This is a genomic window from Neorhizobium huautlense, from assembly GCF_002968575.1.
Lineage (GTDB): Bacteria > Pseudomonadota > Alphaproteobacteria > Rhizobiales > Rhizobiaceae > Neorhizobium > Neorhizobium huautlense.
In genome coordinates, this window is sequence record NZ_PVBM01000021.1 from 1 (window position 1) to 21,345 (window position 21,345).

26 protein-coding genes are annotated in these 21,345 nt (G+C 60.5%); 16 read left to right on the forward strand and 10 right to left on the reverse strand.

Going from position 1 to position 21,345, the window contains the following annotated elements; translation table 11 throughout:
* The first annotated feature begins 314 nt into the window (after window positions 1-314).
* Window positions 315-1,316, forward strand: a complete 1,002-nt coding sequence (locus tag C5L12_RS20170) for an aldo/keto reductase (RefSeq protein ID WP_105373860.1) — start codon at window positions 315-317, stop codon at window positions 1,314-1,316.
* 55 nt (window positions 1,317-1,371) lie between these two features.
* Complete coding sequence (locus C5L12_RS20175; protein WP_105373861.1) at window positions 1,372-1,731, forward strand: nuclear transport factor 2 family protein; 360 nt, start codon at window positions 1,372-1,374, stop codon at window positions 1,729-1,731.
* 10 nt (window positions 1,732-1,741) lie between these two features.
* Here C5L12_RS20175 and C5L12_RS20180 read toward each other — a convergent pair whose 3' ends face one another.
* Entirely contained in the window at window positions 1,742-2,359 is a 618-nt protein-coding gene (locus C5L12_RS20180) for a hypothetical protein (protein WP_105373862.1), read from the reverse strand.
* Between the two features lie 142 nt (window positions 2,360-2,501).
* Here C5L12_RS20180 and C5L12_RS20185 point away from each other — a divergent pair, with 142 nt between their 5' ends.
* Together C5L12_RS20185 and C5L12_RS20190 are read left to right on the forward strand one after the other, a co-directional pair.
* A complete protein-coding gene (locus C5L12_RS20185) occupies window positions 2,502-2,918 on the forward strand; it encodes a MarR family winged helix-turn-helix transcriptional regulator (protein WP_105373863.1) in 417 nt (138 codons plus the stop codon).
* Between the two features lie 42 nt (window positions 2,919-2,960).
* Window positions 2,961-3,356 (forward strand): tautomerase family protein, encoded by a 396-nt coding sequence (locus tag C5L12_RS20190; RefSeq protein WP_105373864.1) that lies wholly within the window; start codon window positions 2,961-2,963, stop codon window positions 3,354-3,356.
* On the opposite strand, the gene pheT is transcribed toward C5L12_RS20190, so the two are convergent.
* From pheT to infC, 5 genes are all read right to left on the reverse strand, one after another.
* Window positions 3,353-5,776 (reverse strand): phenylalanine--tRNA ligase subunit beta, encoded by a 2,424-nt coding sequence (pheT, locus tag C5L12_RS20195; protein ID WP_105373865.1) that lies wholly within the window; start codon window positions 5,774-5,776, stop codon window positions 3,353-3,355. The two genes, C5L12_RS20190 and pheT, sit on opposite strands and share 4 nt — an antisense overlap.
* Before the next feature lie 15 nt (window positions 5,777-5,791).
* Entirely contained in the window at window positions 5,792-6,874 is a 1,083-nt protein-coding gene (gene pheS, locus C5L12_RS20200; protein ID WP_105373866.1) for a phenylalanine--tRNA ligase subunit alpha, read from the reverse strand.
* 130 nt (window positions 6,875-7,004) lie between these two features.
* Window positions 7,005-7,409, reverse strand: coding sequence for a 50S ribosomal protein L20 (rplT, locus tag C5L12_RS20205; RefSeq protein WP_046627769.1), 405 nt, complete (start codon window positions 7,407-7,409; stop codon window positions 7,005-7,007).
* A 39-nt stretch (window positions 7,410-7,448) separates the two neighbouring features.
* The gene (rpmI, locus tag C5L12_RS20210) at window positions 7,449-7,652 is read right to left on the reverse strand and encodes a 50S ribosomal protein L35 (RefSeq protein WP_027487755.1); all 204 of its coding nucleotides are present in this window, start codon (window positions 7,650-7,652) and stop codon (window positions 7,449-7,451) included.
* A gap of 197 nt (window positions 7,653-7,849) precedes the next feature.
* Complete coding sequence (infC, locus tag C5L12_RS20215) at window positions 7,850-8,386, reverse strand: translation initiation factor IF-3 (RefSeq protein WP_245422982.1); 537 nt, start codon at window positions 8,384-8,386, stop codon at window positions 7,850-7,852.
* Window positions 8,387-8,566: 180 nt separating this feature from the next.
* On the opposite strand from infC, the gene C5L12_RS20220 reads away from it, so the two are divergent.
* Together C5L12_RS20220 and C5L12_RS20225 are read left to right on the forward strand one after the other, a co-directional pair.
* The gene (locus C5L12_RS20220) at window positions 8,567-9,385 is read left to right on the forward strand and encodes an alpha/beta hydrolase (protein WP_105373868.1); all 819 of its coding nucleotides are present in this window, start codon (window positions 8,567-8,569) and stop codon (window positions 9,383-9,385) included.
* 120 nt (window positions 9,386-9,505) lie between these two features.
* Window positions 9,506-10,120 carry a transglutaminase-like cysteine peptidase gene (locus C5L12_RS20225; protein WP_105373869.1) on the forward strand — a complete coding sequence of 205 codons (615 nt, stop codon included), beginning with the start codon at window positions 9,506-9,508 and terminating at the stop codon, window positions 10,118-10,120.
* A gap of 172 nt (window positions 10,121-10,292) precedes the next feature.
* On the opposite strand, the gene mbfA is transcribed toward C5L12_RS20225, so the two are convergent.
* Window positions 10,293-11,276, reverse strand: a complete 984-nt coding sequence (mbfA, locus tag C5L12_RS20230) for an iron exporter MbfA (protein WP_105373870.1) — start codon at window positions 11,274-11,276, stop codon at window positions 10,293-10,295.
* A 239-nt stretch (window positions 11,277-11,515) separates the two neighbouring features.
* Here mbfA and C5L12_RS20235 point away from each other — a divergent pair, with 239 nt between their 5' ends.
* The 6 genes from C5L12_RS20235 (at window position 11,516) to C5L12_RS20260 (ending at window position 15,390) form a co-directional block, all read left to right on the forward strand.
* On the forward strand, window positions 11,516-12,622 hold the full coding sequence (locus tag C5L12_RS20235; RefSeq protein WP_105373955.1) for a TRAP transporter substrate-binding protein: 1,107 nt from the start codon (window positions 11,516-11,518) through the stop codon (window positions 12,620-12,622).
* A gap of 148 nt (window positions 12,623-12,770) precedes the next feature.
* Entirely contained in the window at window positions 12,771-13,877 is a 1,107-nt protein-coding gene (locus C5L12_RS20240) for a TRAP transporter substrate-binding protein (RefSeq protein WP_105373871.1), read from the forward strand.
* A 328-nt stretch (window positions 13,878-14,205) separates the two neighbouring features.
* Window positions 14,206-14,415, forward strand: a complete 210-nt coding sequence (locus C5L12_RS20245) for a cold-shock protein (protein ID WP_007770461.1) — start codon at window positions 14,206-14,208, stop codon at window positions 14,413-14,415.
* Window positions 14,416-14,542: 127 nt separating this feature from the next.
* The gene (locus tag C5L12_RS20250; protein WP_105373872.1) at window positions 14,543-14,830 is read left to right on the forward strand and encodes a cold-shock protein; all 288 of its coding nucleotides are present in this window, start codon (window positions 14,543-14,545) and stop codon (window positions 14,828-14,830) included.
* Window positions 14,831-14,883: 53 nt separating this feature from the next.
* A complete protein-coding gene (rpsU, locus tag C5L12_RS20255) occupies window positions 14,884-15,123 on the forward strand; it encodes a 30S ribosomal protein S21 (protein WP_105373873.1) in 240 nt (79 codons plus the stop codon).
* Between the two features lie 45 nt (window positions 15,124-15,168).
* The gene (locus tag C5L12_RS20260; RefSeq protein ID WP_105373874.1) at window positions 15,169-15,390 is read left to right on the forward strand and encodes a hypothetical protein; all 222 of its coding nucleotides are present in this window, start codon (window positions 15,169-15,171) and stop codon (window positions 15,388-15,390) included.
* Window positions 15,391-15,446: 56 nt separating this feature from the next.
* Here C5L12_RS20260 and C5L12_RS20265 read toward each other — a convergent pair whose 3' ends face one another.
* Window positions 15,447-16,655, reverse strand: a complete 1,209-nt coding sequence (locus C5L12_RS20265) for an MFS transporter (RefSeq protein WP_105373875.1) — start codon at window positions 16,653-16,655, stop codon at window positions 15,447-15,449.
* A 199-nt stretch (window positions 16,656-16,854) separates the two neighbouring features.
* The gene (locus tag C5L12_RS28465; RefSeq protein WP_165924265.1) at window positions 16,855-17,025 is read right to left on the reverse strand and encodes a hypothetical protein; all 171 of its coding nucleotides are present in this window, start codon (window positions 17,023-17,025) and stop codon (window positions 16,855-16,857) included.
* A 175-nt stretch (window positions 17,026-17,200) separates the two neighbouring features.
* On the opposite strand from C5L12_RS28465, the gene C5L12_RS20270 reads away from it, so the two are divergent.
* From C5L12_RS20270 to C5L12_RS20285, 4 genes are all read left to right on the forward strand, one after another.
* On the forward strand, window positions 17,201-17,809 hold the full coding sequence (locus C5L12_RS20270; RefSeq protein WP_105373956.1) for a TetR/AcrR family transcriptional regulator: 609 nt from the start codon (window positions 17,201-17,203) through the stop codon (window positions 17,807-17,809).
* 33 nt (window positions 17,810-17,842) lie between these two features.
* Window positions 17,843-19,051 carry an MFS transporter gene (locus C5L12_RS20275; protein WP_105373876.1) on the forward strand — a complete coding sequence of 403 codons (1,209 nt, stop codon included), beginning with the start codon at window positions 17,843-17,845 and terminating at the stop codon, window positions 19,049-19,051.
* A gap of 136 nt (window positions 19,052-19,187) precedes the next feature.
* The gene (locus C5L12_RS20280; RefSeq protein ID WP_105373957.1) at window positions 19,188-20,261 is read left to right on the forward strand and encodes an alpha/beta hydrolase family protein; all 1,074 of its coding nucleotides are present in this window, start codon (window positions 19,188-19,190) and stop codon (window positions 20,259-20,261) included.
* A 116-nt stretch (window positions 20,262-20,377) separates the two neighbouring features.
* Window positions 20,378-20,770 (forward strand): hypothetical protein, encoded by a 393-nt coding sequence (locus C5L12_RS20285; protein ID WP_105373877.1) that lies wholly within the window; start codon window positions 20,378-20,380, stop codon window positions 20,768-20,770.
* A 42-nt stretch (window positions 20,771-20,812) separates the two neighbouring features.
* On the opposite strand, the gene C5L12_RS20290 is transcribed toward C5L12_RS20285, so the two are convergent.
* Entirely contained in the window at window positions 20,813-21,331 is a 519-nt protein-coding gene (locus C5L12_RS20290) for a GNAT family N-acetyltransferase (protein ID WP_105373878.1), read from the reverse strand.
* Window positions 21,332-21,345 lie beyond the last annotated feature (14 nt).

The following is a 21,345-nucleotide window of genomic DNA, read 5'->3' on the forward strand; positions in this document are numbered from 1 at the left end:
GAAGGCATGTCGTCGACGATATCCCGGTTGTCCTGATGGGAAGCTAGCGAGCCCGGCAGGCCTGGGTTGCGCTCTTAAAGGAGAATGGGAAGCCGGGAGCCGAACGCCACTCTGTGACCGAAGCCGGAAACAGACCGGCGTTAGGGTCACGAATTGGAGAATGGTTCAGAACCGCAGGCGGGCAAAAACCCGTTCTGCGAACCGAGAAGCTTTAACTGATCGGCTCAAACGCCGGTCAAAACATAACCGAACCCAAGGAAAAGCCGCGAAAATAAGCGTTCTTGCCCTTGAGTTCTTTCATTGGAGAATCCCCCATGAAAACGAGGAAACTCGGAAAAGAACTCGACGTCTCCGCAATCGGCCTTGGCTGCATGGGCATGAGCCATGCCTATGGAGGTCAGGACGAACAGGAGTCCATCCGAACACTGCATCGGGCGGTGGAAATGGGCGTGACGTTCTTCGACACCGCGGAAGTCTATGGACCTTTCGTCAACGAGGAACTCGTCGGCCGCGCCCTCAAACCCTTCCGCAGCAAGGTCGTGATCGCAACCAAGTTCGGCTTCAGGATCGATCCTGAGAAGAAGGATTCCAGCGCCATGTCCGGTCTCGACAGCAGGCCGGAGCATGTGCGCGAAGTCGCGGAAGCATCGCTGAAACGGCTCGACGTCGACGTTATAGACCTCTTTTACCAGCACCGCGTCGATCCCAATGTGCCGATCGAAGATACCGTCGGCGCCATGGCGGAACTCGTGAAAGAGGGCAAGGTAAGGGCGCTTGGCCTTTCCGAAGCGGGGGCCGACATCATCCGTCGCGCCCATGCGGTGCATCCCATCTCGGCGCTCCAGAGCGAATATTCGCTCTGGACGCGCGATCCGGAAGGGGAGATCCTCGATACCTGCCGCGAACTCGGCATCGGCTTCGTTCCCTTCAGCCCGCTCGGCCGGGGCTTCCTGACCGGCAAGATCCAGAGTCCCGACCAGTTCGGCGCGAATGATTTCCGCAGCTCGCTGCCACGCTTCAGCGCGGAGAACATGGCGGCCAACGCTTCCGTGGTGAAATTGCTGGAGGAAATGGCCGCGGACAAGGGCGTGACTGCGGCGCAGCTTGCGCTTGCCTGGGTGCTGCATCAGGGCGATTTCATCGTGCCTATTCCGGGAGCCCGAAAAATTCCGCATCTCGAACAGAACGTCGCCGCGACCGAGATCGCGCTGTCGTCGGAAGAAGTGAGGACACTGGGAGACATGCTTGCGCCCGAGAAATTTTCCGGCGCTCGCTATGGGCAGCAGGCGGCTGCCTGGACCCCGAAGCAGCAATAACATCTGTCTGGACTGGCCTTGACTCCGCGCTATACTTCTTCCGGGAGGTACGGAGATGTCGGAAGAACAGGCAGTCCAGGCTGTCGTCCACCTCTACGTGGACGGAATGACGTTTGCGCATGAAGGAGCGCTTCGCAAGGCTTTCCACCCGAGGGCCTGTATCATCGGCAACTACCAAGGCACCGTCGAATGGTTGTCGCTTGACGAGTTTATCGCCGCGATCGCCTCGGAAGGCGCCGCACCCGCCGACACCCAGCCGCTCATCCAGATCGAGACCCTCGATGTTACCGGCGACACAGCAACCGTGAAAGTGGTGGATGAGTTCGCCGGCATGCGCTTTTCCGATCATCTCTCGCTCCTGAAGATCGATGGGCGCTGGACGATCGTCAACAAGCTTTACTACCTGCATTCCTGAGAAGCGCCGGCTACCGTTTAAGCTCGGGAAAGCCCGCGTAAAAGGCGGAATGGTCGCCCTCGTTGTTGGGCATGCCGATCTTCGTCAGCACGCCGCGCGGTTCGGCGAAGCTGCGGATCCGCCGCGCCGGCTTTTCGTGCCACTGGATGTTCATAGCCCAGAGTTTCGGGAAGACCATGATCGAGGCGTAAGGCAGATGATCATGGATCCACCAGGCCATTTTTTGCCAGTCGCCCTCCTGATCGTAATTGTCGACGAACCAGGGGAAAACCACGCAGGCGGTGGCGCCGATGAAACCCTTGGCATCGCGCCTGTCCCAGATATGATCAGCGGCGGTGTTGGCATTGGACGAGCAGTTGAGATTGTTCCGGTTGCCGAACTCGTTGACCTTGGGCGAACGATAACCGGAGCGCAGGTGCAGCCTGCCGAAGGTCGCCTGGAGCGGCTCCAGAAGCTCCTCGCAAAGATGGCGCCCCGCTTCGATCGCGAGATCCGGGTCTTCGGGAATGTTCGGAATGCCGTAGAAATTGGCAATTTCGGAAAACAGGAAATCGCGGAAAAAGAAGTTCTTCGACAAACGGACCCGGCCGAGTTCTTCAAGTCCCTTCATCGATCCCGGTACGCGCATGATCGCCCTCTTCTCGTTGCCATATCGAACGGATTTTCCCCGGATGGTAGGGTAGCCATCGGAAAATCACGATGCCACCCGTTTTCGCAATTTCGAGTCATATTTTAGTTGCATATGCAATTATATCTGCTATCCTTCCCCCATGTTTGATCATTGCCTGTATTTCAACACAACAGCACTGGCCCGTCAGTTGGAGCGTGTCTGGTCCGAGGCCTTCAAGCCTTTCGACCTCACTCCGCCGCAAGCCTTCACCTTGCGCGCAGTCCTTGCCAAACCGGGAATGCTGCATAGCGAGCTGGCGGATACGCTGAGGATCGCGCGGGCAACGGCCACGCGAGCGGTGGACGGGCTTGTGACGCGCGGGTTGCTGGAAAGGCGGCCGGCAGAACGGGACGGTCGGGAATGGGAAATCCATCCCACGCCGGACGCTTTGATACTGAAGGACTCGCTGAACGCGGCCAGCGGCGCAGTAACCGAAAGGCTGAAGGCCGAACTCGGGGACGAGGTATTCGCCGGGTTCGTCCGACAGGCCAGATCGATCGGCAGCAATCTGCCGTGAAGACGCCTAATTAGTTGCATAGCTAACCAAAGGAGAAAATCCATGCCCATATTGAATGTGAAAGTCAGTGGAGAACGGTCCGACGCCATGACCAGGGCGATAGCCGATATGCTGACAGAACTGACGCAGCGCATCCTCGGCAAGGATCCTGCAGTGACTGCCATCGCCATCGATTATGTCGATCCGCGCGATTGGCTGGCCGGTGGCCGCACGCTTGCCGAACAGGGCAAGTCGAGCGTCTACTTCGACATCAAGATCACCGACGAGACAAATACGAAGAGCGAGAAGGCCGCCTATATCAGGGAGGCATTCGAAGGGTTTGCGGCCCTCCTCGGCAATCTGCATGAGGAGAGCTACATCTATGTCCAGGATGTGCGGGCAGCCGCCTATGGCTATGGCGGCAGAACCCAGGAATGGCGGTATCAGCGGGCGAATTAAGCCCGCAGTACCCCACCGGTCGTCTTTTCGACATTGGCGACGATCTTGGCCGTCAGCGCCTCGAAATCCTCGTCCGTCAGCGTCCGCTCGAACGGCTGGATCAGCACCTCAATCGCCACCGATTTCCTGCCTTCGCCGAGGGAAGCGCCTTCGAACACGTCGAAGACGTTGACGCCGGTGATCAGCTTGCGATCGGCGGTGACCGCGGCCTTGACGAGCGATCCGGCTTCCACTTCGCTTCCCACCACGAAAGCGAAATCGCGCTTCACGACCTGGAAGGGCGAAAGCTCCAGCGGTGGCTTGGTGCGGGTCGCCTTCTTCTTAGGATCGGGCATGGCATCGAGGAAGACCTCGAAACCGCAGAGCGCGCCGGAGACATCGAGGGCGCCGAGCATCTTCGGGTGGAATTCGCCGAAGTAGCCGAGCACGACCTTCGGGCCCATCTTGATCGTGCCCGAGCGGCCGGGATGATACCATTCCGGCGCGCCCTTCTCGATCTGGACATTGCCCATCGGCAGGCCGCAGGCTTCGACAACGGCCAACGCATCAGCCTTGGCGTCGAAGACATCGACCGGCTTGCCGCCGCCCTTGGCACTGTTGGACCACAGACGGCCGGAACCGTTGAGCGAGGCCGTGCCGCGGCGCACGCCGCCGGCCACGCGCCGCTGGCCTTCCGGCTTGTCGTTCTCATAGGTGCCGGAGACCTCGAAGATCGCCACGTCGCCAAAGCCCTTGTCGGCATTGCGCTGCGCCGCCGTCAGCAGGCCCGGCAGCAGCGAGGGCCGCATGTCCGACATGTCGGCCGCGATCGGGTTCGCAAGCTTCAACTCGCGCTGCCCGCCACCGAACAACCTTGCCTGATCCTCGGGGATGAACGACCAGGTGACCGCCTCCAGCATGCCGCGAGAGGCGAGCGCCCGTTTGGCCGTGCGGGTGCGCACCTGCAGGGTGGTCAGAATCCTGGCGTTGACGCTCGAAAGCTTGTCGATCGGCTCGGGCCTGATCTGATCGACTCCGTGAATGCGCATGACCTCTTCCACGAGGTCCGCCTTGCCGTCGACGTCCGGCCGCCAGGAGGGGACGGTCACCGAGACGCGCTCGCCGTCGCCCTGCACCGTGAAGCCGAGGCGCGTCAGGATCTGCCGGCTTTCCTCCGTCGAGACTTCCAGCCCCGTCAGCCGCTTCACCTCGGAGAAGGGGAAATCGATCACTTTCGGCTGATGACCTTTGTAACCGACTACCTTTGCTTCCGCTGCCGTACCGCCGCAGAGCTGCAGGACCAGTTCCGTCGTGCGCTCAAGGCCCGGCACCATATATTCCGGATCGACGCCGCGCTCGAAACGATACCGCGCATCGGTGATGATGCCGAGCGAACGGCCCGTCTTGGCGATGTTAATCGGATCCCAGAGCGCACTCTCGATCAGCACGTCGGTCGTGTTCTCGTCGCAGCCGGAATGCTCGCCGCCCATGATGCCGCCGATCGACTCGATGCCCTTCTCGTCGGAAATGACGACGTTGTTGGGCCCGAGCTTGTATTCCCGCGTATCGAGCGCGAGGACCGTTTCGCCTTCCAATGCACGCCGCACCGTCAGGCCGCCCTTGACCTTTGCGGCGTCGAAGACGTGCATCGGCCGACCCTGGTCGAAGGTCATGTAGTTGGTGATGTCGACCAGGGCGTTGATCGGGCGAAGGCCGATCGCCTTCAGCCGCTGCTGCATCCAGACGGGGCTCGGACCGTTCCTGACGCCGCGCACGAGGCGAAGGCCGAAGCCGGGGCAGAGCCGCTCGTCGTCAAGCAATATCCTGAGGCCAACGGAGGTCTCGCCTTCCGTCTTGAAGGAAGGCTTCGCTCGCGGCTTCAGCGTGCCGAGACCTGCGGCGGCGAGATCGCGGGCGATACCGTGGATCGAGGTGCAGTCCGGACGGTTCGGCGTCAGGTTGATCTCGATGACCGGATCGTCGAGGCCGGCATAGGAGGCGAAGGGTGTGCCGACCGGCGCATCTTCCGGAAGATCGATGATACCCTCGTGATTGTCGGACATGTCGAGCTCCTTTTCGGAGCACATCATGCCGTGGCTTTCGACGCCGCGGATATTTCCGACGGCGAGCGTCACGTCGATACCGGGAACATAGGTGCCCGGACGAGCCAGGGCTCCCACGAGGCCGGCGCGGGCGTTCGGCGCACCGCAGACCACCTGCACCGGCTTGCCGTCGCCAGCATCCACCATCAGCACCTTAAGGCGATCGGCGGACGGATGCTTTTCGGCGGAAACCACCTTGGCGATGACGAACGGCCTATAGGCCGCCTTGTCGTCGACATCCTCGACTTCGAGGCCGATCGCAGTCAGGCGCTCGCAGATCTGGTCCAGCGTGGCATCGGTCTCAAGATGTTCCTTGAGCCAGGAAAGCGTGAATTTCATTGTGTCAGTCCTCCCTTAAGCGCTCAAGCCGCCGAACAGCGTCGGCATGTCGAGCGGGCGGAAGCCGTAGTGGTTCATCCAGCGGACATCGGCGTTGAAGAAGTCGCGCAGGTCCGGCATGCCGTATTTCAGCATGGCGATGCGGTCGAGACCCATGCCCCAGGCAAAACCCTGGAATTCATCGGGGTCCAGCCCACCGGCCTTGAGCACGTTCGGATGCACCATGCCGCAGCCCAGGATCTCCATCCAGTCGCTGCCCTCGCCGAACTTGACGATCGGACCGGAGCGGTCACACTGGATGTCCACTTCGAAGCTCGGCTCGGTGAACGGGAAGAAGGACGGGCGGAAGCGCATCGTCACCGACGGCACTTCGAAGAACGCCTTGCAGAATTCTTCCAGGATCCAGCGCATGTGGCCGACATGCGACTTCTTGTCGACGACGAGCCCCTCGACCTGATGGAACATCGGCGAATGCGTGGCGTCGCTGTCCTGACGATAGGTCTTGCCGGGAATGATGATGCGGATCGGTGGCTTCTCGGCTTCCATGGTGCGGATCTGCACCGGCGAGGTGTGGGTGCGCAGCACCTTTCGCTCGCCATGCTCGTCCGCCTGGAAGAAGAAGGTGTCGTGCATCTCGCGGGCCGGATGGCCTTCGGGGAAGTTCAGGGCCGTGAAGTTGTAATAGTCCGTTTCGACGTCAGGACCCTCGGCGATCGAAAAGCCCATGTCGCCAAAGATCGCCGTGATCTCGTCGACGATCTGGCTGATCGGATGAATGCGGCCGCGCTCGGCGGGCGAAGACCGCACCGGCAGCGATATGTCGACCGTTTCGGCCCGCAGCCGGGCGTCGATCGCGGCATCCTTCAGCACCGTCTTGCGGGTGGTGATCGCGTCGGTGATCTCATTCTTCAGTGCATTGATCGCCGCTCCGCGCGTCTGGCGTTCTTCCGGCGACATCGAACCCAATGTCTTCAGAAGTTCGGAGACGGAGCCTTTCTTGCCGAGGGCACCGACGCGTACGGCCTCGATCGCCGCCTCGTCGCCGGCACCGGCGATTTCCGCCAGAAGCGAGGTTTTCAGGTTTTCCAGATCGGACATTGTTTCTTCCGTTTGATACTCGGCGAGGTGGAGGGCGAGGTCGTGACGGGCAAAAGAAAAACCCGCGCCAGCCGTAACCAGCGCGGGTTTCCCAAAATCAGTAGAGCTAATTAAGCTTGGGAAGCGCTGGTTAACGAACCGCGCTTTCAAACTCGTTGGTGGTGCCGGCGTCCTTGAGGTATTCCAGCGCCTTCTTGGAAGCGGCAACCAGTGCGCCGAATGCTTCCGGCTCATGGATTGCCATGTCGGACAGAACCTTGCGGTCGACTTCGATGCCGGCCTTGTTGAGGCCGTCGATGAAGCGGCCGTAGGTGAGGCCGGATTCGCGGACGGCAGCGTTGATACGCTGGATCCACAGGGCGCGGAAATTACGCTTCTTGACGCGACGGTCGCGCGTTGCGAACTGACGCGAACGATCGACAGCAGCCTTGGCGGCGCGGATCGTGTTCTTGCGGCGGCCGTAGAAACCCTTGGCTGCCTTCAAAGTCTTGGTGTGCTTGGCGCGGGAAGTAACGCCCCGTTTTACGCGTGCCATGTCATGATCTCCTTATCTGATCCAAAAGTGGCGAGGGTCTCAGAGACCGTTCGGCAGGTAGTTCTTGATGACCTTCTTGCCGTCTGCTTCGGCAAGAATCATCGTTCCGCGTGCATCGCGGATGAACTTGTTGGACCGCTTGATCATGCCGTGGCGCTTGCCGGCGGCGGCTGCAACGACTTTGCCGGTTGCAGTAACCTTGAACCGCTTCTTGGCAGCGGACTTCGTCTTCATCTTGGGCATTTTGCTACTCCGTTTTTGTATCGAAGCCGGCAGACGAGGCTGGCTTCAAGCATTTAGAACGGCCACGGCATGCCCTGCCGGACCGTTCGGACGCGCGCTTATAACCGCAGTCGGTCAAAAGCGCAATGGGGAAAGAAAGCGCGGCAAAAACCCCGGCCGAATTGCCGGCAATCCGCAGGCAGGCAGGTGACCGGCGCTTATTTCGGCGCCAGCACCATCATCATCTGGCGGCCTTCGAGCTTCGGTTCGGCTTCCACCTTGGCAATTTCCGTGGTGTCGTCCTTGACCTGAAGCAGAAGCTTCATGCCGAGTTCCTGGTGGGCCATTTCACGGCCGCGGAACTTCAGCGTCACCTTGACCTTGTCGCCGTCTTCGAAGAAACGGTTCATCGCCTTCATCTTCACCTCATAATCATGGGTGTCGATGTTGGGGCGCATCTTGATTTCTTTGATTTCGACGATCTTCTGCTTCTTGCGGGCTTCAGCCGCTTTCTTCTGGTTCGCATATTTCAGCTTGCCGAGGTCGAGGATCTTGCATACCGGCGGTTCGGTGTTCGGCGAGATCTCGACGAGATCAAGGCCGGCCTCTTCTGCCATACGAAGAGCCTGGTCGGTCGGAACCACACCGAGGTTCTGTCCTTCGGCATCGATAAGCTGGACCTTGGGAATGCGAATTTCCCTGTTGGAGCGCGGCCCCTCTTTGACGGGAGCATCGGCTTTGAATGGTCTGCGAATGGTCGTATTCTCCATGTTGTTTCGGAACGCAAGCGACGACTTTGCTCGCCCGGCATGCGACCGAGGGCAATGTCGTGATCACTCGCGCGAAGTCAATAGCATATCGTCACAGAAAAATCACCTGCTGTCGGCAGGCGGCGAATCTGTTTTATAAGCCGCGCCAGGACCGAGGAACCCATCATGACAGAGGCTACAGCCGACACCACCGAAAAGAGGATCACCGTGGGCACGGGCGCGTCCGCCCGCGAGATTGCCGTTCTTCATCGTCCGGCGAAAAAGAAAGCCGCGGGTCCGGCTCTCGTCTGGCTTGGAGGTTACCGGTCGGACATGTCCGGCACCAAGGCCATGGAGATCGAGGCGCTGGCGGGAGAGATGGGGCTTTCGGCAATCCGCTTCGATTATTCCGGGCACGGCGCCTCCGGCGGCGCCTTCCGGGACGGAACGATCTCGCGCTGGCTGGAGGAGGCAATCGCCGTTCTCGACACCATCAAGCCGAAACGCGTGGTCCTGATCGGCTCTTCCATGGGCGGCTGGATCGCGCTACGCCTCGTTCAGGAGCTGAAGAGGCGCAAAAAGGCGCCGAAGGTCGACGGAATCGTGCTGGTCGCGCCAGCGCCGGATTTCACCGCCGAACTCATCGAACCCCATCTCACCGAGGCGCAACGGCATTCCCTTTCCGAACGCGGCTATTTCGAGGAAGCATCGGAATACAGTCCTGAGCCAAACATCTATACCCGCGACCTTATCGAGGATGGCCGACGGAACCTGGTGATGACGGGCATTATCGAAACCGGTTGCCCCGTCCATATCCTGCAGGGCATGAGGGATCCGGACGTTCCCTACCAGCACGCCTTGAAGCTCCTGGAATTCCTGCCCGCCGACGATGTCGTGGTAACCCTGATCCGCGACGGCGATCACCGGCTTTCCCGCCCCCAGGATATCGAGAAATTAAAGGCCGCAGCGCGCAACTTAATAATGAATGATCAAATTTTGGGCTGAGACAAAAATGTTGCAGCCTTAACCATAAGAAGAGACCCGTGAAGATTAACAAAGGCTGAATGATTGACTCAGCCACCGTTCAGACCTTAACTTTTCGTTAGGATTTGAAGGGACGGGTCCATGATGAAAGCCTTGCAGGCGCGGCGACTTGCCGTGATCCTAGTTAGCGTACTTGTACCAGTAAGTGCAGCAGTGCCGGCTCCGCGACCAATAGCTTCCATGGTGACCGGAGCGATTACCTCCCAACCGATCGGGCATTTTGAGTTCTGCCAGAAGTATCAGGCGGAATGTTCGGTCAAGAGCCGCTCCGCTCCGGCTCCCAAAGTCAGCGCCAAGGGCTGGGCGCTCGTCCGACAGATCAACCAGGCAGTGAATGGCCGCTACATCGCAAAGACCGACAAGCAGGCCTATGGCCGCGAGGAAGTCTGGAGCTATCCGACCAACTTCGCCGATTGCGAGGACTTCGCTCTCGAAAAGCGTCGGGAACTGGCGGCTCGCGGATTTGCGCTTTCGGATCTGCTGATGACGGTGGTCCGCAAGCCCGACGGCGAAGGCCATGCGGTGCTGACCCTTCGTACCTCCGACGGCGACTTTGTCCTCGACAACCTCGATGATCAGGTCAAGCCGTGGTACCAGACACCGTACACATTCCTGAAGCGCCAGGCGTCTTTCAACACCGGCCGCTGGGTCAGCATAGAAAACGGCAAGGATCTGCTTGTCGGCGCATTGCGCTGATCTGATCAAAGAGTCATCACGGGGGACTCGGGACCGCCTGCTATCGTCCGATAGCAGGCGGTGTTGTTTTGTGGATCGAAGTGTTTGACGTCCCGGCCCTTCACTTTGGGCTCAGAGCCTTCGCTGCTCAAAGCGCTTCGATGGGCATTTTGCCGCCCGCGCCGTAGCAGTTTTACCCATTCCCGATCAGGATGCCGGCAGCGAGCACCAGCGAGCCGCCGAACACGACTTGGAAAACGGCCCGCATGAAGGGCGTCTCCATGTAGCGGTTCTGGATGAAGGCGATCGCCCACAATTCCACGAACACTACCAGTGCAGCGATCGCCGTTGCGGTCCAGAAATGCGGAATAAGGTATGGCAGGGCGTGGCCAAGCCCGCCGACCGCCGTCATGATCCCGGACGCCAGTCCTCGCTTGATAGGCGAACCTCGTCCGGAAATCTTGCCGTCGTCGTGAGCGGCCTCGGTGAACCCCATGGAAATACCGGCGCCGACCGAAGCCGAAAGCCCGATCAGGAAGGTCGACCAGGTGTCGCCGGTCGCAAAAGCGGCGGCGAAGATCGGCGCCAGGGTGGATACGGAACCGTCCATCAGGCCCGCCAGCCCCGGCTGCACGTAAGTGAGAATGAACTGCCGGTGAGCGGTCGCATCCTCCTCCGACTTCACGTCGCCGGGTGTGTGCTTCTCGTCGAGCATCCGGGCAATATCCTCGTGCCCCTGCTCCGCGAGCGCCAGATCACCGAGAAGTTTTCGCGTCGACGCGTCGGAAACCCGCTTGGCTGCTTCCGTATAAAACCGCGCTGCCTGGCTCTCCATAGCTTCAGACTGCATCCTGACCGTGTCGAGCGGCAGGTTCTTGCGCAGCCAATCCGGCTTACGATCATAGAAGCCGCGCACGTGCTCCCGTCGGATCTGCGGAATCCTTTCGCCGAAACGGGAGCGGAATATCTCGATCAGGGAATTTTTGTGGGTTTGTTCGACCTCCGCCATATCTTCGAAAATCTTGGCCGAGGCGGGATACTGCTCTCTGAGGCTGTCCGCATAGGATAGATAGATACGGGCATCCTCCTCCTCCGAGGCGATTGCAAGGGCGAGAATTTCCTCCTCGCTCAGCGAATCAAATGAACGCTTGGAGGCAGGCAGCAGGCGGCCGAACATGTGAATCCTTTACTTAGAATAATTCTAAGTTATGTCGTGGATAAAAAAGTTCAAGCGGTTTCTACGGGCAGCGAGCGGCAGGAGCCCAGCGAAAACCACGCAATATCTGGAAAGGAAGGCGGCGTCCTGTCGCAATTTTCCGGATTTTCCGCTTGCTGTTCCCGAAATGAAAGGATTAAGAGCGGCCCGCGCGGGCAAGAACCCACGTACCTCCCAAAATGTTAGAAGGCATTATTCCGATGAATCGCAGACATTTCTTCCGGCAGGCCGCGACCGCCGGCGTGGGCGCGGCTGCCGCGACAGCGCTTGCAGCACCTGCTATTGCCCAGGAAAATCCGAAGATCAGCTGGAGGATGACGTCCTCGTTCACCAAGAACACCGACATCCTGTGGTCCGCCGGTACGGACATCGTGGAAAGCGTGAAGGAGGCCTCGGACGGCAATTTCACGATCAGCCCCTTCGCAGCAGCTGAGATCGTGCCGGGACTTCAGGCCGCGGATGCCGTTTCGAACGGCACCGTCGAGATGGCGCATACATGCTGCTACTATTATATCGGCAAGGATCCGGCCTTCGCGCTCGGTACGGCCGTGCCTTTCGGTCTGAATGCCCGCCAGACCAATTCCTGGTTCTCGGTCGGCGGCGGCAACGAGCTGATCAACGAGTTCCTCGCCGGCTACAATCTTTATGCGCTGCCGGCCGGCAATACGGGTGTCCAGATGGGCGGCTGGTATCGCAAGGAAATCAATACCGTAAGCGATCTCAACGGCCTGAAGATGCGCATTGCGGGGCTTGCCGGCCAGGTTATGCAGAAGCTCGGCGTGACGCCGCAGCAGATTGCCGGCGGCGACGTGTATGCGGCGCTCGAAAAGGGCACAATCGACGCAACCGAATTTGTCGGCCCCTATGACGACCAGAAGCTCGGCTTCGTCAAGGTTGCGAAATACTACTACTATCCGGCCTGGTGGGAAGGCGGCCCTGCGGTCCATGCCTTCTTCAATCGCGAGAAGTTCAACGCCTTGCCGAAAAGCTATCAGCGAATGCTGAAGGACGCCTGCGCCAATGCCAACCAGAACATGCTTGCCCGCTACGACGCGCATAACGCCAAGGCGCTGAAGCAACTGGTCGCGGAAGGCGCCGTCCTGAAGCCCTTCAGCCAGGAAATCCTCGACGCCAGCTACAAGGCTGCCCAGGAAGTCTATGCGGAACTGAACGCCAAGAACCCGGCATTCAAGAAGATCTACGACAGCCAGCAGGCCTTCAAGAAGGACGGCTATCTCTGGAACCAGATCGCCGAATACACCTACGACACCTATATGATGGTGCAGCAGCGCAAGGGCACGCTGTAGCCGTCAGGCTCGCGCCGAATTGCAGTAAGCCCGGAGCAGCCCTCCGGGCTTATTACATTTCGCTTGCCGTCTACAGAACGACGGGACTAAGAGCGGTAGGACACACGGGCTTCAGCTTCAATCTCCAAGGCCAAGCAGGAGGAATTCCATGAATCGCAGACATTTCTTACGGCAGGCCGCAACGGCGGGAACGGGTGCGGCAGCGGCGGCAGCGCTTGCAGCGCCGGCGATCGCCCAGGAAAATCCGGCTATTACCTGGCGCCTCACCTCCTCTTTCCCGAAAAGCCTCGACATCATCTTCGGCGCCGCCAACGAAATCGCCGCGAGCGTCAAGAACGCCACCGACGGCAAGTTCAACATCCAGATCTTCGCCGCCGGCGAGATCGTGCCCGGCCTGCAGGCAGCCGACGCGGTCGCAAACGGCACGGTCGAGATGGCCCACACCTGTTCCTATTACTATATCGGACAGGATCCGGCCTTCGCGATCGGTACCGCCATTCCCTTCGGGCTCAACGCCCGCATGACCAACGCCTGGTTCACGGCGGGCGGCGGCAACGATCTGATCAACGAGTTCCTGGCGCCCCGCAATCTTTATGCACTGCCGGCCGGCAACAGCGGCACACAGATGGGCGGCTGGTTCCGCAAGGAGATCAATACCATCGACGATCTCAAGGGACTGAAGATGCGGATCGCCGGCCTTGCGGGCCAGGTCATGCAGAAGGTCGGCGTGACGCCCCAACAGATCGCCGGCGGCGACGTCTATCCGGCGCTCGAAAAAGGAGCGATCGACGCCACCGAATTCGTTGGCCCCTACGACGACCAGAAGCTCGGTTTCGTGAAGGTGGCCAAGTACTATTATTATCCGGCCTGGTGGGAGGGCGGCCCGGCCATGCACGCCTTCTTCAATCTGGAGAAGTTCAAGAGCCTGCCGAAGAGTTATCAGCAGATCCTGACGAATGCCTGCGCTTCGGCCAACAACAACATGCTGGCCAATTACGATGCCCGCAACGCAACGGCATTGAAGCAGCTCGTGGCGGAAGGCGCCATCCTCAAGCCGTTCAGCCGAGAAATCATGGATGTCTGCTTCAAGGCCGCGATGGAACTCTACGCGGATCTTTCCGCCAAGAGTCCGGCCTTCAAGAAGCTCTATGACAGCCAGCAGGCCTTCAAGAAGGATGCCTATCTCTGGGCTCAGGTCGCCGAATACAGCTACGACACCTATATGATGACGCAGCAGCGCAACGGGGCGCTCTGACCCATCACAGGTAATGGAGCCTGGTGTCCTGTCCGGGCTCCGTTGGCAGCCGCCGATCGGCAATCCTGCTTGCGAGAATTTCGCTTGCCAATAATACGTTTTCAAATCAGGCAGTTGCCGTAGAAAATCTCCTCTCCTGACAGGGCTGCGAAAAATTAAATTGGGCGCCGAGCATTGATTATCCGAGGATAAGGCATATATTGCTGTCATCGAAAATTGCTTGCGACCTTTGTCAAAGAGCCTCGCGCTCCGTCAGATTTCCTCTCAAATATCGATCAAAGCGGACGAAATACTGTCCGACAACACTAGCGATTGAAAGGAAATCGTTATGAATACTGGTACCGTAAAGTGGTTCAATAGCACCAAGGGTTTTGGCTTCATTCAGCCCGATGATGGCGCAACTGACGTTTTCGTTCATGTTTCCGCTGTCGAACGTGCCGGCATGTCCTCCCTGACGGAAGGTCAGAAGATCTCTTACGAGATCGTTCGCGACCGCAAGTCCGGTAAGAGCTCGGCCGACAATCTGCGGGCCGCATAAGGATGTCATTCGCCTCGGCTGACCACGGATGTACTGGCAGCGAGCGCTTGAATGACGGGAAGAGGTCGGGGTAACGCCCGGCCTTTTTGTTTTTGCCCGGCTTCGGCCGAGCCTGAAGGAGAAGATGATGAGCCCGAACGTCTATGCCGTCGACGATATCATCGTCCTCAAAGCCGGCCTGACCCGCACGGCCACCGGCGACCGGACATGCCGCGTCGTCGGACTGCTGCCGGCGGCGGATCGGGGCGAGCATCAGTATCGGGTTCGCTTCGATAACGAAAACTTCGAACGTCGTATCGTCGCAAGCGATATCGACGCGTCTGCGACCGCAACCTCCGCCGTCAAAAGCGAGGCTTCCCGGGAAACTCCCGGCGGATCGTGGCTCAAGCCGTCGCGCATGCGCATCGGCAAGTAATTTCAACCCATTGATAGAAGGCGGGGTTTTTCCCGCGATGGAAAGGAAATAGTTTGCAGGTTCTTGTCAGAGACAACAACGTTGACCAGGCACTCCGGGTGCTGAAGAAGAAGATGCAGCGCGAAGGCGTCTTCCGCGAAATGAAGGCTCGGAGCGCTTACGAAAAGCCTTCCGAAAAGCGCGTTCGCGAGAAGGCGGAGGCCGTGCGGCGTTACCGCAAGCTCGCCCGCAAGAAGATGCAGCGCGAAGGCCTGCTGCCGGCGCCGAAAAAAGTCGCCCGCCCGGCCCGCTGATATCTGTCACCGCCCGGACATCCCATCAGGAAGGAGGAGATCCCCATGACTGCAACCAAGGACGAATTCTTCAATCCCACCAAGCTTTCCGCGCGTGACAAGGCCGCCGCTACCGACCAGACAGCCCGCGCCATCATTGCCGCGGAAGCCAATCAGCGGGAAAAGAAAACCGAGAAACTGAGGCTGCTTCGCCTCGAAAAGGAAGCCGCCGAACCTTCGCCGGCGCCAGCTCGATCGAAGAGCCGCAAGAGTTTGACAGACCACTGATGTTCAAAAAGCCCGGGATTCCCGGGCTTTTTCTTTAGCGGAAGCAGTTGAGCCGACTACGCCGTCTGAAGCTTCAGCCGGCGCGGCAGCGGCGGGAACGCGAGGGCGATGAGAACAGCTCCAAGGCCCACCAGCGCAGATCCGATGAACAGCCAGTTGTAGTTGTTGAACTGATCGAAGGCCCAGCCGCCGGCGAGCGGCCCAAAGGCCATGCCGATTGCGGACAGCATGGTCGCGGCGCCGAGAACCGTACCCAGTATCTTGGCTGCAAAATATTCTCCCGCCAGGACGGCATAGAGCGGCATTACTCCGCCATAGGTGCCGCCGAAGATCACCGCCAGCGCGTAGAACTGGGTGAGATCGCTTGCCATCGTGTAGGCGGCGATCACTGCCGCCTGGATCAATAGCCCGCCGATCAATACCCGCTTGACGCCCAGCCTGTCGGCCAGGACGCCGAAAAGGATCCGGCCTCCGAGACCCGCGGCACCTTCGACGCTATAGATGCTGACAGCCGCCATTGGTCCGATGCCGCAGAACATGGCATAGCTCACCATGTGGAAGATCGGCCCGGAATGGGCTGCGCAGCAGGCGAAGAAGGTGAAGGCAAGCACCAGGAACTGCGGCGAGCGGAACACGTGCGAGAGCGGAGTGTCCGCACGTTCCCCACCCGGCGCGGGGGCTGCGCCGGAAGCCGCCGCAGCCGGCGGATTGCGGACCAGAAACACCGTCGGCAGCAGCAGGATCCACGCGCCGACGCCGATCAGGAACATGGCCATGCGCCAGTCGTCATAGGCCGAGATCAGCCATCGCGCCAAGGGCGAGATCGTCATCGGCGCCATGCCCATCCCGGCCGACACCAGCGAGACCGCGAGACTGCGGTGTTTGTCGAACCAGGCCATGGTCACCGCGATCATCGGTGCGAAAAAGGCGCTTGCCGACAAGCCCACCAGGCAGCCGTAGACGAGCTGGAACGCCAGCAGGCTCTCCACCTGACTTGCGAGCACCAGCGCCAATCCCAGCAACAGGGCGCCGATCAGTACGACCACGCGTGCGCCGTAACGGTCGCTGGCCGCGCCCCACATGAAGCCGCCAAGCCCCATGACGATAAAGTTCAACGTCATGGCGCTCGATATGCCGGCGCGCGACCACCCGGTCGTCGTGGCGATCGGCTCGATAAAGATTGCGAGCGAAAACATCGTGCCGACGGCGACGCAGCCCATCAGCGCCCCCGCAAAGACGATTGCCCATCGATAATTATTGCTCATGCCACTCCCCTTTCCACAGGTTCGAAACATCACCCGTTGGGCCTCACCGCAACGGGTCCTCGAATCTATGACGTCCGAGCCCGGCCTCTCCCGACAGACCTCACCTCTTTTTTTAGCGCCAGCTCAATCCCAACGCAAAAGCCCCGCACGCGGCGGGGCTTCCAGAACTCATATCGTCGTGACGTCGGTTGCGTCGGTATCAGTCGCCACCGGTATTCGGGCGGGCCTTGCCGACATTGCTGTTGGTCGATGCGGTCTTGCCGTCCGGCTCCTGGCCGTAATAGGTGCCGCCGAGGTGGCCGCCGCCGCTGGTATTCTCGACCTGCCGTTCGGCGCGCTTCACCGCTTCTTTCACGTCACTTTTACTCATGTCTGTCCTCCAGCTTGGGGTTGGTGACAGTGAGCTAACCGCCTCGATGGCGAGGTGTTCCCTGGCATCTCGATCAGTAAGGCCGGCCGCGACAGCGGAAATCCCGGAACCTCTTGACGAATGATAACTTTGGTCTTATTTGGAAACGATCGTTCTCCAACTGTATCCTTCCATGATGAACGCAGACGCTGCCACACGCCCACCGGGCCGCCCCAGAGAATTCGCGATAGAGGATGCCCTCGACAAGGCGATCGTCGTTTTTTCCGAGCGTGGTTATCATGCCGCCTCCATCTCGGAACTCAAGGAGGCAATGGGGCTGACGGCCGGTAGCCTCTACAAGGCGTTCAAGGACAAGAAGGCCATCTTTCTGGCCGCTTTCGACCGCTACAAGCAGGTTCGCAACGCCCTTCTCGACCAGGAAATCGGCGCCGGCACCAATGGCCGCGACAGGGTTTTCCGCATGCTGCGCTTCTATGCGGAGGCGTCGCATGGCGAAAGCGGGCGGCAGGGCTGCCTGGTGGTTGGAACGGCGATAGAGCTTGCGGTCTACGATGCGGAGGCGGCCGAGCGCGTCGGCCGTTCGATGGCACGGAGCGAAGCTCTGTTTAACCGCCTCATTCACGAAGGGCAGGCCGACGGCTCGATCTCGAAGAGGATCGACCGGAATGCCACCGCCCGTCTCCTGCTGTCCGTCACCCAGGGCCTCAGGGTCCTCGGCAAGACCGGCCCCGACCGCGACCAGGCCTTTTCCGTGATCGACGCGGCGATGAAGCTGCTCGACTGATTTTATTCGATCCTTCCTCCCAAGGAGTTTTTGATGACCAGCAATAGTGCAACACTTTCGGCGCCGGCCGCTCACTCCGCCATGTCGGCCGGCATGACCTTCATCATGGCCGCGGCTTGCGGCCTGATCGCCGCCAATCTCTATTACTCCCAGCCGCTTGCCGGGCCGATCGCCGCATCCATCGGCCTGCCGGCCCATGCGACGGGCCTCATCGTGACGCTGACACAGATCGGTTATGGCCTTGGCCTGCTGCTCATCGTGCCGCTCGGCGACCTTCTCGAAAACCGCCGGCTGATCGTGACGATGATTGGCGCTGCCGCGATCGCGCTCGTCGCCGCCGGTCTTTCGACTGCCGTCCTTCCCTTCCTCGCCGCTTCGCTGGCGATCGGCCTTGCCTCCACTGCCGTGCAGATGATCGTGCCCTTCGCGGCCAATCTAGCCCCCGACGCCCATCGGGGCCGGGTGGTCGGCAATGTCATGAGCGGACTGATGGTCGGCATCATGATGGCCCGGCCAGTCTCCAGCTTCATTGCCCGCTTCTCCTCCTGGCACCTCGTCTTTTTTGTCTCCGCTGCGGTCATGGTCCTGCTCGGCTTCGCGCTCGCCACCCGCCTTCCGAAACGGGTGCCGCAGACAAAGCTCTCCTATTTCGCGCTGATCGCATCGATGGGGCGCCTCTATGCCACACAGCCGGTGCTGCGACGCCGCGCCTTCTACCAGGCCTGCCAGTTCGCCGCCTTCAGCCTGTTCTGGACCGTCACCCCGCTTGTTCTGGCCGGTCCCGCTTTCCAGCTGAGCCAGGCAGGCATCGCGCTCTTCGCCCTTGCCGGCGTCTCGGGCGCCATCGCCTCGCCGATCGCAGGACGCCTCGCGGACCGCGATCTCGGCCGCCCAGCGACGATCTTCGGCATCCTCTCCGTGGCGATCGCCTTCCTGATCACCCACCTTGCGCCGGAGGGTTCCGCCATTGCGCTTGCACTCCTGACATTTGCCGCGATCCTTCTCGACTTCGGCGTGACGATGACGCTCGTTATCGGCCAGCGGGCGATCTACGGGCTTGGCGCCGATCTGCGCAGCCGTTTGAACGGCCTCTTCATGGCGACCTTCTTCATGGGCGGCGCGGTTGGCTCGGCCGTCGGCGCCTGGGCGTTTGCGGAAGGCGGCTGGCTGCTTGCCTCGATGCTGGGCCTTACGCTTCCGGTCCTTACGCTTGCCTATTCGCTCACCGAAAAGCGGGACTGACAGGCAAGCCGAGTCCGCCTAAGGGCCATTCTGAAGGCCCTGATCATGTTCGAGCACGTTCTCGAACATGATCGAGGTCGATGAATCCGCTCCCGTTGCCGAAGGTCAGCCATCGCGTTCAAACCCGGAGGCTGCCATGCGACTGACCAGACGTCTTCTTCTCGCCCTTTCCCTTTGCACCACCGCCACGCCGCTTCTTGCCGCCGATCCTGTCGGCGTCCGCAAGATGAGCGTCGTCTCGCAGGACTATACCCGCCCGCTCGCCGTAACGGTCTGGTATCCGGCAGCGGTGGCAGGAGCGCCAAGCGCGACCGCTCAGGATCGCATTTTCGAAATTCCCTCCGCCTCGCAGGATGCGGAAATACGGAGAGGCCGCTTCCCGCTCATCCTCCTTTCGCACGGCTCCGGCTCACGGGCCGAGGGTATGGGCTGGATCGCGGCCGAGCTCGCCGAGGCTGGCTTTGTCGTCGCCGGCCCCAATCATCCTGGCACCACGAGCGGCGATTCCACCCCGGCCGCGACACCCAAGATCTGGGAGCGCACAGGGGATATTTCCGTTGTCATCACCGCGCTCTCTGCCGATCCCCAATGGAAAGCCTCGATCGATCCGACCCGTATCGGCGCACTCGGCTTCTCGCTTGGCGGCACGACGGTGCTGGAGCTCGCCGGCGCCCGTGCCGATCTTTCCGGCTATATCCGCTACTGCAAGGAACATCCGGACATGATGGACTGCCGATGGTTTGCAGGCGGCCGCGGCTATGCCGGCGGGGAGCAGGTCGCCGTGCAGCCTTTCGACCTCGCCAGCGTCGACAAGGCGCGGTTCGAACAGTCCAACCGTGATCGCCGCATCACCGCCGTGGTCGCCGTCGATCCGGGCCTTGCCACGGTGATGAAGCCGGAAAGCCTCAAGTCAATCGCCGCGCCAGTGACGCTCATAAATCTTGGAAGCCCGGGACAAATCCCGTTTGCCGTGCTGTCGGATCGACTGGCGACGCAAATAGCCGGCGCCGGCTACCGGCAGGTCGACAATGCCGACCATTTCAGCTTCCTGCCGGTCTGCAAGCCGGGTGCGACGGATTTCCTTCGATCGGTCGGAGAGATCGACCCGATCTGCGAAGAACTTGCCGAAAGATCGCGGGCGGATATTCACGTGGAACTTGCCGGCCTCATCAGACAGGCCTTCGAGCGCACGCTCAAATCCGGCCACTGACCCGCTGGACGCGCAAGGATGCGAAGCCGGCGTTTTCGCCGGCTGGGGATGTTCATGGTTTTTTAGGAACCCGCAACGCAACCTGAAGGCAATTCCTCGTCATCTTTAGGTGCGCCATGATTGTCTGGCATGTGGTTGTGGCGATCCTGACACTCACGTTGCTTGGCGCCGCGGTCCACATATTTCGATCGTCTTTCAACTTCATGCCCGACATATTCGTTTCCGGCAGTGGCCGGTTTTTTCGCGAGCACATGATCAATGATGCGTTGAGTACCAACTACAGCTTCTGGGACATGGTCGCCGGCACGGAATATGACGAAGACGGATTTTACGAGTTCTTCAGCCTGAAGAACCTACGCATATGCTGCACACAGACGATAGCGGTCGGGCTGGCTGTGCTTTTCTCGTTCGACCCGCTCTGGGAAGGCTTCACTGGCGCCGTCGACCAGGCACCGGGATGGCTCTGGTCTCTTTTCGTTTACCGGATCCAAAACCTGGAACTCATCTGAACCTCCGAGCCAGCTTGATCACGTTCCCGGAAGCCGTGGCGATCAGGCTACCCGCTTGTAGAACAGCGTCGTGCCGCAGAAGCCGCCTTGCGGCCACATGGCATAATCGGGAATGACCCCGACGCGTTCCCATCCGAAGCGCGGGTAAATGCTTTCCGCCTCGCTGCCGGTTGCCGTGTCCAGCACCAGAAGCGTGCGGCCGCGCCGGGCGGCCTCGGCCTCCACGACCTCCATCAGCTTGCGCGACAGGCCGAGCCCGCGCGCAGAGCGGTGCACGAGAAGCTTCATCAGGTCGCCGCGATGCGGCTGGTTCGGTTTCGACGCCAGCCCAACCTGCACCGTGCCGACCACCCTGCCCTCCACCTCCGCTACCGCAAGAATGATGCTGCCTTTTTCCACCGCATCGGCGATCTCCTGCCAGTAGCCGGTTGCGTCGCTTGGCTCGAAGGGCAGCATGAAGCCCACCGAGGCGCCGCCATTGATGCAGTCGGAGAGGATTTCGGAAAGATCGGGAAGGACGGCGCGGGCTTCTTCGGCATCGACGATTCGGATGGTGGTCATGTCTTGTTCTTTCG

What these genes read in the sequence shown, in the direction of transcription:
- C5L12_RS20170 (WP_105373860.1), top strand. Translation starts at nt 315, where the DNA reads ATGAAAACGAGGAAACTCGGAAAAGAACTCGACGTCTCCGCAATCGGC.
- C5L12_RS20175 (WP_105373861.1), top strand. Translation starts at nt 1,372, where the DNA reads ATGTCGGAAGAACAGGCAGTCCAGGCTGTCGTCCACCTCTACGTGGAC.
- C5L12_RS20180 (WP_105373862.1), bottom strand. Translation starts at nt 2,359, where the DNA reads ATGCGCGTACCGGGATCGATGAAGGGACTTGAAGAACTCGGCCGGGTC.
- C5L12_RS20185 (WP_105373863.1), top strand. Translation starts at nt 2,502, where the DNA reads ATGTTTGATCATTGCCTGTATTTCAACACAACAGCACTGGCCCGTCAG.
- C5L12_RS20190 (WP_105373864.1), top strand. Translation starts at nt 2,961, where the DNA reads ATGCCCATATTGAATGTGAAAGTCAGTGGAGAACGGTCCGACGCCATG.
- pheT (WP_105373865.1), bottom strand. Translation starts at nt 5,776, where the DNA reads ATGAAATTCACGCTTTCCTGGCTCAAGGAACATCTTGAGACCGATGCC.
- pheS (WP_105373866.1), bottom strand. Translation starts at nt 6,874, where the DNA reads ATGTCCGATCTGGAAAACCTGAAAACCTCGCTTCTGGCGGAAATCGCC.
- rplT (WP_046627769.1), bottom strand. Translation starts at nt 7,409, where the DNA reads ATGGCACGCGTAAAACGGGGCGTTACTTCCCGCGCCAAGCACACCAAG.
- rpmI (WP_027487755.1), bottom strand. Translation starts at nt 7,652, where the DNA reads ATGCCCAAGATGAAGACGAAGTCCGCTGCCAAGAAGCGGTTCAAGGTT.
- C5L12_RS20220 (WP_105373868.1), top strand. Translation starts at nt 8,567, where the DNA reads ATGACAGAGGCTACAGCCGACACCACCGAAAAGAGGATCACCGTGGGC.
- C5L12_RS20225 (WP_105373869.1), top strand. Translation starts at nt 9,506, where the DNA reads ATGATGAAAGCCTTGCAGGCGCGGCGACTTGCCGTGATCCTAGTTAGC.
- mbfA (WP_105373870.1), bottom strand. Translation starts at nt 11,276, where the DNA reads ATGTTCGGCCGCCTGCTGCCTGCCTCCAAGCGTTCATTTGATTCGCTG.
- C5L12_RS20235 (WP_105373955.1), top strand. Translation starts at nt 11,516, where the DNA reads ATGAATCGCAGACATTTCTTCCGGCAGGCCGCGACCGCCGGCGTGGGC.
- C5L12_RS20240 (WP_105373871.1), top strand. Translation starts at nt 12,771, where the DNA reads ATGAATCGCAGACATTTCTTACGGCAGGCCGCAACGGCGGGAACGGGT.
- C5L12_RS20245 (WP_007770461.1), top strand. Translation starts at nt 14,206, where the DNA reads ATGAATACTGGTACCGTAAAGTGGTTCAATAGCACCAAGGGTTTTGGC.
- C5L12_RS20250 (WP_105373872.1), top strand. Translation starts at nt 14,543, where the DNA reads ATGAGCCCGAACGTCTATGCCGTCGACGATATCATCGTCCTCAAAGCC.
- C5L12_RS20260 (WP_105373874.1), top strand. Translation starts at nt 15,169, where the DNA reads ATGACTGCAACCAAGGACGAATTCTTCAATCCCACCAAGCTTTCCGCG.
- C5L12_RS20265 (WP_105373875.1), bottom strand. Translation starts at nt 16,655, where the DNA reads ATGAGCAATAATTATCGATGGGCAATCGTCTTTGCGGGGGCGCTGATG.
- C5L12_RS28465 (WP_165924265.1), bottom strand. Translation starts at nt 17,025, where the DNA reads ATGAGTAAAAGTGACGTGAAAGAAGCGGTGAAGCGCGCCGAACGGCAG.
- C5L12_RS20270 (WP_105373956.1), top strand. Translation starts at nt 17,201, where the DNA reads ATGAACGCAGACGCTGCCACACGCCCACCGGGCCGCCCCAGAGAATTC.
- C5L12_RS20275 (WP_105373876.1), top strand. Translation starts at nt 17,843, where the DNA reads ATGACCAGCAATAGTGCAACACTTTCGGCGCCGGCCGCTCACTCCGCC.
- C5L12_RS20280 (WP_105373957.1), top strand. Translation starts at nt 19,188, where the DNA reads ATGCGACTGACCAGACGTCTTCTTCTCGCCCTTTCCCTTTGCACCACC.
- C5L12_RS20285 (WP_105373877.1), top strand. Translation starts at nt 20,378, where the DNA reads ATGATTGTCTGGCATGTGGTTGTGGCGATCCTGACACTCACGTTGCTT.
- C5L12_RS20290 (WP_105373878.1), bottom strand. Translation starts at nt 21,331, where the DNA reads ATGACCACCATCCGAATCGTCGATGCCGAAGAAGCCCGCGCCGTCCTT.